At 67.2% G+C, this 10,301-nt stretch carries 9 protein-coding genes; 6 read left to right on the top strand and 3 right to left on the bottom strand.

Features of this window, described 5'->3' with window-relative positions; all coding sequences use genetic code 11:
• The 3 genes from DBR12_RS22365 to DBR12_RS13290 all read right to left on the bottom strand — a co-directional run.
• On the bottom strand, positions 1–1,196 hold a 1,196-nt coding region (locus DBR12_RS22365), incomplete at its 3' end, for an efflux RND transporter periplasmic adaptor subunit (protein WP_233244464.1).
• 68 nt (positions 1,197–1,264) lie between these two features.
• On the bottom strand, positions 1,265–2,716 hold the full coding sequence (locus tag DBR12_RS13295; protein WP_233244459.1) for an efflux transporter outer membrane subunit: 1,452 nt from the start codon (positions 2,714–2,716) through the stop codon (positions 1,265–1,267).
• Positions 2,717–2,917: 201 nt separating this feature from the next.
• The gene (locus DBR12_RS13290; protein WP_108617683.1) at positions 2,918–3,898 is read right to left on the bottom strand and encodes a helix-turn-helix domain-containing protein; all 981 of its coding nucleotides are present in this window, start codon (positions 3,896–3,898) and stop codon (positions 2,918–2,920) included.
• 217 nt (positions 3,899–4,115) lie between these two features.
• Here DBR12_RS13290 and DBR12_RS13285 point away from each other — a divergent pair, with 217 nt between their 5' ends.
• The 6 genes from DBR12_RS13285 to DBR12_RS13260 all read left to right on the top strand — a co-directional run.
• The gene (locus tag DBR12_RS13285; RefSeq protein WP_108617682.1) at positions 4,116–5,324 is read left to right on the top strand and encodes an amino acid ABC transporter substrate-binding protein; all 1,209 of its coding nucleotides are present in this window, start codon (positions 4,116–4,118) and stop codon (positions 5,322–5,324) included.
• Between the two features lie 6 nt (positions 5,325–5,330).
• Positions 5,331–6,206: a branched-chain amino acid ABC transporter permease gene (locus DBR12_RS13280; protein ID WP_108617681.1), complete on the top strand. Its 876-nt coding sequence runs from the start codon at positions 5,331–5,333 to the stop codon at positions 6,204–6,206.
• A 148-nt stretch (positions 6,207–6,354) separates the two neighbouring features.
• A complete protein-coding gene (locus tag DBR12_RS13275) occupies positions 6,355–7,284 on the top strand; it encodes a branched-chain amino acid ABC transporter permease (RefSeq protein WP_108617692.1) in 930 nt (309 codons plus the stop codon).
• Positions 7,277–8,035, top strand: a complete 759-nt coding sequence (locus DBR12_RS13270; RefSeq protein WP_108617680.1) for an ABC transporter ATP-binding protein — start codon at positions 7,277–7,279, stop codon at positions 8,033–8,035. The genes DBR12_RS13275 and DBR12_RS13270 overlap by 8 nt, the downstream gene beginning before the upstream one ends.
• Positions 8,032–8,742 carry an ABC transporter ATP-binding protein gene (locus tag DBR12_RS13265; protein WP_108617679.1) on the top strand — a complete coding sequence of 237 codons (711 nt, stop codon included), beginning with the start codon at positions 8,032–8,034 and terminating at the stop codon, positions 8,740–8,742. The genes DBR12_RS13270 and DBR12_RS13265 overlap by 4 nt, the downstream gene beginning before the upstream one ends.
• A 217-nt stretch (positions 8,743–8,959) precedes the next feature.
• Positions 8,960–10,301: aldehyde dehydrogenase family protein (locus DBR12_RS13260; RefSeq protein WP_108617691.1), on the top strand; the 1,342-nt coding region annotated here is incomplete at its 3' end.

The raw sequence follows: 10,301 nt of genomic DNA, 5'->3' as shown, positions 1-10,301 counted from the left end.
GGCTTGCGCGGGCCCGAGCCCGAGCGGGGCATGCGCGGCATGAGCTGCGACATGATGCCGCCACCACTGGCGCTGCCCGACGCGCCGGGCTTGGCGCCACCCGCCCCGGGCTTCGCATCGGCCCCTGCGGCCTGCGCGGGTGTGAAGCGCAGCGCCGTGTTGGGCACCAGCAGCACGTCCTTGCGCTCGGTGGAGGTAATGGCAGCGGCGGCCGTCATGCCGGGGCGCAGGCTCATGTCGCTGTTGTTCACCTCCAGCCAGGTGATGTAGGTGACCACGTTGTCGGTTTTGGTGGAGCCAAACGACACGCGCGTGACCTGGGCCGGGTAGCGGCGCGAGGGGTAGGCGCTGACCGTGAAGCTCGCGCTCTGCCCCACCTTGACCGAGCCCACATCGGCCTCGTCCACACTCACATCCAGCCGCAGCCGCGTGAGGTCTTCGGCCACGGTGAACAGCGTCACCGCTTGCAGCGATGCGGCCACCGCGTTGCCAGGCTCCACCGTGCGCGTCAGCACCACGCCGTCGATGGGCGAGCGGATGGAGGCCTTGGACAGGTTGGTTTCGTCGGTGGACAGCGCAGCGCGTGCATCCTCGACCGTGGCGCGGGCGCTGGTTTCGTCGGCGCGGGCGCGGTCGAGCGTGGCGCGGCCTGCGTCCAGCTCGGAGGCCGAGGGCACCTTGCCGCCAGACAGGCGGGCGACTTCTTCGAGCCTGGCAAAATTGGCGATGGCCTCCTTGGTGGTGGCCACGGCCTGGGCCAGGCGGGCCTGCGCCGACGCCAGCGAGGCGCGCGAGCGCAGCACCTGCGATTCGAGTTTTGCGGTGTCCAGCTCCACCAGCAGCTGCCCCTTCTTCACCTTGTCGTTCACGTCCACCAGCACCTTGCGCACCGTGCCCGACAGCTCGCTGCCAATGGTGACCGAGCGCGTGGGCTGCAACGTGCCGTTGGCCGACACGGTGAGCGTGAGATTGCCCCGGCGCAGCTCTTCGGTGACATAGGTAGGTGCAGTGCTGGCGCTCTGGCGCGATTGCCAGGCGTACAAGCCACCGCCCACCACCACGAGCGCGGCCACCCCCAGCCACACGGTGGTGCGCTGCCACCAGCGGAGCGGACGGTCAGCCCCCAGCAAGGCGCTCAGGTCGGAGGGGGCGGCTTTGGCGGGTGCAGAAGAAGCGGAGGTATCGGTATTTGGCATGGGACGTGAATCAGAAAATGGGCGCTGGCAGGCCATGGAGTGGGCGTGTGGAAGGGCTTGTCAGCTGTTCATTCGGCTACCGCCCAGCCGCCGCCCAGCGCCTTGTACAGGCGCACATGGTCCGCCGCGACGGCCGCAGTGGTGGTGGCCACGCTCTCTTGCGTGGACAGCAGCGTGCGCTGCGTCTCCAGCACCGCCTGAAAGTCGATCAATCCGCTGCTGTAGCGCTGCTGCGCCAGCAGGGCGGCGTTGCGGGCGGCGTCTGCGGCAGCTGTCAGTCGCTCCAGCTTTTCGCGGTCGCCGCGCAGGGCCACCAGCGCGTTCTCCACATCCTGCAGGGCCGCGAGCACGGTGGCTTCGTAGGCCACGCGGGCCTGCTCCAGTGCGGCAGACTGCACACGCACCTGGGCGCGGGCGGCGCCACCATCCATCAGCGGGATGGACACGCTGCCCAGCAAGGCGCTGGTTACCGCACCGCCCCCCGACAAGCCCCCCAGCGTGAGGGCGCGCAGGCCCAGCGAACCGCCGAGGGAGAAGCTGGGGTAGCGCGCCGCATCGGCCTGCGACACCCGCGCCAGAGCAGCTGCAATGCGCTGCTCGGCCACACGCACATCGGGCCGCTGGCGCAAGGTCTCGGCCGGGATCGCCAGGGCGAGCTCTGCCGTGGGCTGCGGCACGGGGGCACTGGCGGCCAAGGTGGCGTCGAGCGCGCCAGGCACCTGGCCTGTCAGCACGGCCAGGCTGTAGCGCGACTGCGCCAGGCTGGCTTCGAGCGAAGGGATCTGCGCGGCGGTCTGCTCGGCCGCTGCACGGGCCTGCTCGGTGACGAGCGAGGTAGTGAGCCCGGCCTGCAGGCGCCACTGGGTGATCTGCAAGGTCTCCTGCTGGCTGGCCAGGTTGCTGCGCGCAATGGCCAGGCGCTGCTGCAGACCGCGCAGCTCGATGTAGTTGACAGCGACTTCAGCCGCCAGCGACACCTGCACATCGGCCAGGCTGGCCTCGGCCGCGCGGGCGTCGGCCTCGCTGGCATTCACACCGCTGCGCAGGCGGCCAAACACATCGGGCTCCCAGCTCGCATCAAAGCCTGCCTGGAAGGTGTTGCCGGTGCTGCTGTTCGCCCGACTGCGCTGCGCCGAGCCCGATGCGCCCACGCTCGGCGCCAGACTGGCCGATTGCAAATCCACCTGGGCGCGCGCTTGCTGCAGAGACGCCTGAGCGGTGCGCACGCTGGTGTTCGCGTTCAACGATTGCTCGACCAGCGCAGTGAGCTGAGGGTCATCGAACCGCGTCCACCACCGGGCCAAGGCCGTTGCGGCACCGCTGGTAGCAGCATTGCCGCTGGATACGGCCCACGCAGGCGGCACGGCCACTACCGGCAAAAGCCCTTCCGGGGGCGACAGGCTTGCACAACCCGAGACCAGCAGTGCCAGCAGTGGGGTGAGTGCCACCTGCACACGCAGTGCGCTACACCTGGGGTGGGTACGCAAAACATCTGCAGTGACCCGATGGATAGGACTCATGGAAAGGCATCGCTCAAGGGAAAACCCGATTGTGAGCAGCCATTCAAGTCAAAACGTACCGAAAAGGTCAACCCCAGGTAAAGAATTGATGCAGCACAAAGCCGTGACCATCGACTGGGGCCACGCTCAGGATGTCCTGCACAACAACAAACATGGCTACTGGTTCGCCAGCGGACAGACGAGGTGCTCGCTGTGCAGCAGTCAGTGCGCGTGCGCCAAACCCACTGGCAGGGCAGCCTGCAGCCGATACTCGCTGGGACTGCACCCCACATGCGCGCGGAACGCCCGGCTGAAATGGGCGCTGTTGCCAAAACCCCAGGACATCGCAATGTCGGTCACAGAACGCTGTGCATGCGCCGGGTGGCGCAGGTCGCGCAGGCAGGCCTCCAGCCGGCGGCGCTGGATCATGGCGGCCAGAGTTTCCTCATCATCCGCAACCGCGTTGTACAGGTGCCGCTTGCTGCAATTGAGCGCCTGGGCCATGCGGTCGATGGTGAGGTCGGGGTCGCCCAGGTGCCTGTCGACGTACTGGCTGATGCGGTCACGCAGGGCCTCGCGCTGCGACAACAGGCTTTGCTGGCCGTTGCGCTCCAGCAGCGACAGCTGCACCAGGTGCGTGATCACATCGGCCACGCCATCGGCAGCAGCGTCGGACATGGTGGGCAGCTCGGCAAACGCAGCGCGCATGGTGTCCCATGCCAGGCGCGAGACGCCCGTGGTCCCCGAGAAGCGCTGCACCATCAGGTCGTCGAGCTTGAGCTTGCGCTCGGGCAGTTGCTCCTTGGGGATCATCAGCACCATCTGCCGCACGGCCTCGGGGTTGCTCACGGCATAGGCGCGGGTGGTGTCGTACACGCTCCACTCGCCCGGCGAGAGCCACACCTGGCGCCCGTTCTGCTCGAAGCAGGCGCGCCCCTCCAGCTGCGCCACCACCTTGATGTAAGCCCGGTCGCTGCCCCGGATGAGGCTCGGGGTGCGCACCACGCGGTGGCGGCTCACGTCCAGCTGACACAGGTTCACATAGCCCGCCTGGCCCGAGGTGATGTGGCCCGCAAAGGCCTCGTCGCCAAAGGCGTCGGACTCCAGCCCGCCAATCAGGCGCCACACCGCATCACCCCAAAGATGCAGGCGGTCACGCGCAGGCACGGCGTCGGTGGATACCTCGGTCAGGGGGTGGGCCATGGTGTCTCCAAGGAGTTGCGCGATTGATTTCGTTATGCCGCTGAATTATCGGACGCACAGGTATCCCGTGCCGCACGGGGAAATCCGGGTAAACCCGCTGCCGACTGCACGCTGAGACAAGCGCTTTGTGCACGCTGAGCGCAGCGCGCATGAACGCGTCTGCCTACGATTCCCGGCACGGCGTGCACCACGCAGGCCCCATCCGAGGAGACACACAATGACAGCACACCAACCCTCCAAGCGCCAGTGGATCAAAGGCGCCGCCGCCACGGTCGGCACCCTGGCCGTAGCCCCCCAGCTGTGGGCACAAGCCAGCAACGCAGCCCCCGTGCGCATTGGCTACGCCATTGCCCGCACCGGCCCCTGGGCGGCCGGTGCCCAGGTCAGCCAGGAGCCCAACTACCTGCTGTGGGCTGAACAGGTGAATGCAGCGGGCGGCCTGAACGTGAAGGGCACCAAGCGCCCCATCGAACTCATTGGCTACGACGACCGCAGCGAGACCGAAACCTGCGTGCGCACCTACGAAAAGCTCATGGGCAGCGACAAGGTGGACCTGATCCTGCCGCCCTGGGGCTCGGGTGCCAATTTCGCCATCGCGCCGCTGGCCAACCGCTTCGGCTACCCGCTGCTGGCGCCCACGGCGCTGTCGCGCAAGCTCATCGACATGAACCTGCCCTACTTCTTCTCGCTGCTGCAGCAGCCCGACAAGATGATGGGCGCGCTGGTGGACATGCTGGTGGCCAACAACGTCAAGACCATTGCCATCGTCTACATGGACGACCTGTTTGGCTTGGAGAACTTCGCAGCGCTGAACAACGCGCTCAAGAAGACCAGCATCCAGGTGGTGGAGCGCAAGAGCTACCCCCTGGGCGTAAAAGACCTGGCACCCGTGCTGCGCGGCATCAAGGACCAGAACCCCGACGCCTTCATCGGCATCACCTACCCGCCCGACACCATCCTGGCCAGCCGCCAGGCGCGCGAGGTGGGGCTGAACCCCAAGTTCTTCTACGCCTCGGTGGGCACGGCCTTCCAGCTCTACAAGAACGTGATGCAGGCCAACACCGAGGGCGTGATCGGCATGGGATCGTGGAGCGTGAAGACCAGCCCCGAGGCCAAGGCCTACTTCGACGCCCACGTGAAGAAGTTCAACAAGGAACCCGACCGCTGGGCCAGCGGCCACGCGTGGGCCGCGCTGCAGATCCTGCAGCAGGCGGTGGAAAAGGCGGGGCTGGACCGCAAGGCACTGCGCGAGCACATCGCCAAGAACGAGTTCAAGACCATTCTGGGCGGCATCCGCTTCCAGGGCAGCGAGAACGCGTCCATCCCTGGCACCGTAAGCCAGTGGCAGGGCAACGACTTCGAAGTCGTGTGGCCCAAAGACCGTGCCACGGCGCAGCTCAACACCCACAAGCCAGCCTGGAAGTAACCCGGAATGTCCCTGACCTCCTGGGCCGAACTGGTCGCCAGCGGCCTCATTACCGGCGGCATCTACGCGCTGGTGGCCATGGGCCTGAACCTGCAATACGGGCTGATGCGCATCATGAACATCTCGCACGGCGAGTTCTTGATGCTGGGCGCCTTCCTCACCTGGACGGCGCACACCCTGTGGGGCATCTCGCCGCTGCTGCTGATGCCGCTGGCTTTCGTCGCGCTGTTTGCGCTGGGCGTGGTGGTGCATGCACTGTGCTTCAAGCGCCTGGCGGCGCGCGCACCGAACGTAGACGTGTTCGAGGCGCGCAGCCTGATGGTGGGCTTTGGCCTGATGTTCCTGGTGCAGAACACTGCCCTTCTCATCTGGGGCGGCGACCTGCGCGGGTACGAATACCTGGCCGACCCGGTGCAGATTGCGGGCATGCGCTTCACCGAGAACAAGCTGGTGCTGTTTGGCGTGGCGCTGGCGCTGTCGGCCGCACTGATCGCACTGCTCAAGCTCACGCTGCTGGGCAAGGCCGTGCGGGCGCTGATGCAGTCGCCCACGGGGGCGCAGCTGGTGGGCATCAACACGCGGCGGTTGCACCCCATGATGTTCGGCATTGGCCTGGGCCTGTCGGGTGTGGCGGGGGCGCTGCTGTCGATGACGTATGAGATTTCGCCGTCGATGGGCGAGCCCTACACCGTCACCGCGCTCATCGTCATCACGCTGGGCGGCTTTGGCAGCCTGGCGGGCAGCCTGGCCGGGGGCCTGCTGCTGGGCGTGGTCGAGGCGCTAGGCATGCATTTCAGCAGCCCCTCTCTCAAGATGCTGCTGAGCTACGCCGTGTTCATCGGCGTGCTGATCTGGCGCCCCAACGGACTGTTCAAGAAATGACACCCCCTGAGCCGCTTCGCGCCTTCCCCCTCTCCTTCGGGAGGGGGACGCCACCCGTGGCCTGGCAGAGCCAGCTCCACGGTGGCACTGAGCGGAGCCGCGCCAGATTTCAACGCTCATCACGATGCAAAACACAAAAGATCACTTCATGAATAACCCGTCCTCCAGACCCTGGCTGGCGCTGGCTGCGGGGGTGGCGGTGGTCGCCACCCTGCCGTGGATGGTGTCCGATTTCATGGCCTCGGTGCTGCTCAGCTGCTTGATGTACATCGCGCTGGCCACCAGCTGGTCGCTGTTTTGCGGCGCCACGCGCTACCTGTCGCTGGCCACTTCAGCCTTCTTTGGGGTGGGTGCGTATACCAGCGCCATGCTGCTGGGCGTGCTGCCCTGGCCCCTGGTGATTCTGAGCGGCGCACTGATTGCCACCATCGTGGCCATGGTGATGGGCGCGGCGGTGCTGCACCTGCGCGGCACCTACTTTGCGGTGCTCACGTTCGGCATGACAGAGCTGATCCGCCACGCCATCACGTTTGTGGAAAAGCAGGTCTCTGGCACCGTGGGCCGCGTGCTCACGGTGGTGCCCAGCAACGAGACGGTGTACCTCACGGTGCTGCTGATTGCGGCGGGCGCCATCGCCACGGCGATGGCCATCCAGCGCAGCCGTTTTGGCCTGGCGCTCTCGGGCATCGGTGCCGACGAGCAGCGTGCGCAAACCCTGGGCGTGGACACGCGCCTGGCCAAGATCGCGGGCTTTGGCATCACCGCAGCCTTTGCAGGCGCCGTGGGCGCTGCCATGGCCGTGCGCTGGACGTACATCGAGCCTGCCGCCGTGTTCAGCCCTTTCATCGGCTTTCAGACCGTGCTGATCGCACTGATCGGCGGCGCCACCAGCCTGGGCGGCCCCATCCTGGCAGCCATCGTGTTCAGCCTGCTGGCCGAAACGCTGCGCCTGCAGTTGCCCTACGGCTACATGATGGTGCTGGGCCTGCTGCTGATTCTGTGCGTGATGTACCTGCCCAACGGGCTGGCCACACTGTGGCAGCGGCGCAAACCTGCTGCAGGAGCGCACCATGGCTGAAGTCCTTTTGACCATCGACAGCGTGACCGTGCGCTTTGGCGGCCTGACTGCCGTGGATGGCGTGAGCGCCACGCTGCACACAGGCGAACTCATCGGCATCATCGGCCCCAACGGCGCGGGCAAGACCACGTTCTTCAACGCCATCTCGGGCGTGCAGCCGCCCACATCCGGCACGCTGGTGAGCGGCAGCGACAACCTTACTGGCAAGGGCCCGCACCACTATGCGGCCCATGGCATTGCGCGCACCTTCCAGACGCCGCGCGTGTTCCCCGACATGACGGTGCGCGACAACGTGCGCTTTGGCATGCAGTTCGCAGGCCGCCACCGCCAGGGGCCGGAGGGGCTGCGCAGCGAGGGCGAGATACTGGCCATGCTGGGCCTGGCACACCTGGCCGACCGCCCCGCCGCCGACGTGACGCCGTCACAGCAGCGCCTGCTGGAGATCGGCATGGCGCTGGGCACACGCCCGCGCCTGCTGCTGCTCGACGAAGTGGCTGCGGGCCTCACCGAATCCGAGGTCGATGCCATGGCCCAGCGCATCCGCCGCTTGCGCGACGACTGGGGGCTGACGGTGGTGTGGATCGAGCACGCGGTGACCACGCTGCTCAAGTATGTAGAGCGCGTGCTGGTGCTACACCAGGGCCGCAAGATTGCCGACGGCACACCCGCCGAGGTGGTGCGCGACCCCCATGTGATCGAGGCCTATCTGGGTGACGAAATGACAGCCACCAGCGAAGGAGCCACGGCATGAGCGGCGCACACCTCAGCATGCAGAACCTGACCACGGGCTACCACGGCTTTCAGGTGCTGCAGGACCTGTCGCTCGAAGCTGCGCCCGGCATCACCGTGATCGTCGGCCCCAACGGCGCGGGCAAGACCACGCTGCTCAAGGCGCTGGCAGGGCTGCTGCCGCGCCAGGGCACTGTGCAACTCGACGGCCAGACCGTGCCCGCGATGAACGCCACGGCCTGCGTGCAACGCGGCCTGGCCCTGGTGGCAGAGGGCCGCCAGCTGTTCCCGCAAATGACCGTGACCGAGAACCTGGAGCTGGGCGGCTGGCTGGTGCCATCACGCACCCGTGCCGAGCGACTGGCCCAGGCATTTGAAGACTTTCCCCGCCTGAAGGAACGCGCCACCCAGCTCGCAGGCACCATGAGCGGCGGTGAACAGCAAATGGTGGCCGTCGCCCGCGCCATGATGAGTGGCCCGCGCCTGCTGATGCTGGACGAGCCCTCGCTGGGCCTGGCGCCGCGCATGGTCGATGAGCTGCTGGCCATCGTGCAGCGCATTGCTGCGCAGGGCGTGACGGTGCTGATGGTCGAGCAGAACGTGCGCAAGGCGCTGCAAGTGGCCCAGCGCGGTTATGTGCTGGAGCGCGGGCGCATCGTGGCGTCTGGCGAGGCATCCGACCTGCTGCATTCCGATGTGGTGCGCCAGGCCTATCTCGGCGTCGCCTGAAATCTATGAAGCACCCCCTGAGTCGCTTCGCGCCTTCCCCCTCTCCTTCGGGAGGGGAACGCCCCCAGCGCGGCGGGGCGGCCCTTGCGCGGGGGCACTGGCCTCGGCACCGCCGGTTTCGCGGGCCGTAGGTCTTCGCGAAAACCGAGCGGCGCTATCGCCTCCCATCATTTCGATTGCTCCCATTTTCTTTTTTGCCATCCAGGAGATTGATTCCATGTCTGCCATTTCCATGCTGATCAACGGCGAGCGTGTGCAAGCCACCGGCGGGGCCACGTTTGAGCGCCGCAACCCGCTCGACGGCTCCATCGCCACCACCGCCCCTGCCGCCAGCGTGGCTGACGCCAAAGCCGCCGCCGACGCAGCCGCCAAGGCCTTCCCGGCTTGGTCGGCCCTGGGCCCCAACGCCCGCCGCGCGCTGCTGCTCAAGGCGGCACACGCACTCGAAGCCCGCACGGCCGACTTCGCTGCGGCTATGGCGGCGGAAACCGGAGCATCCGGCATGTGGGCGGGCTTCAACGTGCACCTGGCTGCAGGACTGCTGCAGGAGGCCGCCGCGCTGACCACACAAATCGCCGGTGAAGTGATCCCCTCCGACGTGCCCGGCAGCCTGGCCATGGGCGTGCGCCAGGCGGCAGGCGTGGTGCTGGGCATTGCACCTTGGAACGCGCCCGTCATCCTGGGTGTGCGTGCCATCGCCACGCCGCTGGCCTGCGGCAACACAGTCATCCTCAAGGGATCGGAGCTGTGCCCCGCCACACACGGCCTCATCATCGAGGCACTGCAGGAAGCCGGCTTGCCCGCCGGTGTGGTGAACTTTGTGACCAACGCCCCCGCCGACGCGGGTGCCGTGGTCGAGGCCATCGTGGCCCACCCAGCCGTGCGCCGCATCAACTTTACCGGCTCGACCAAGGTGGGTCGCATCATTGCGCAGACCTGCGCCAAGTACCTCAAGCCCGTGGTGCTGGAGCTGGGCGGCAAGGCGCCGCTGCTGGTGCTGGACGATGCAGACATCGACGCCGCAGTGGCGGGCACCGTGTTTGGTGCGTTCGCCAACTCCGGCCAGATCTGCATGTCCACCGAACGCATCATCGTGGACAACGCCGTGGCCGATGAGTTCGTAGCCAAGCTGGGCGAGCGCGCCAAGGCCCTGCCCCTGGGCGACCCACGCAAGGGCCCCGTCGTACTCGGCTCGGTGGTGGACATGGCCACCGTACACCGCTGCAACGCGCTCATCGACGACGCGCTGGCCAAGGGCGCCACGCTGGTCTGCGGCGGCAAGAGCGACAGCACGCTGGTGCAGGCCACGGTGCTCGACCATGTGACGGCCGAGATGGACATCTACCGCGAAGAATCCTTCGGCCCCGTCAAACCTGTGGTGCGCGTGAACGGCGTGGAGGAAGCCATTGCCTGCGCCAACGACAACGAGTTCGGCCTGTCATCCGCCGTGTTCAGCCGCGACGTGGCCAAGGCCTGGAACGTGGCGGCGCGCATCGAGTCGGGCATTTGCCACGTCAATGGCCCCACCGTGCACGACGAAGGGCAAATGCCGTTTGGCG

The sequence above is a fragment of the Acidovorax sp. HMWF029 genome (genome assembly GCF_003060895.1).
Taxonomy (GTDB): domain Bacteria; phylum Pseudomonadota; class Gammaproteobacteria; order Burkholderiales; family Burkholderiaceae_C; genus Acidovorax.
This window is presented reverse-complemented; position numbering and strand designations above follow the sequence as displayed.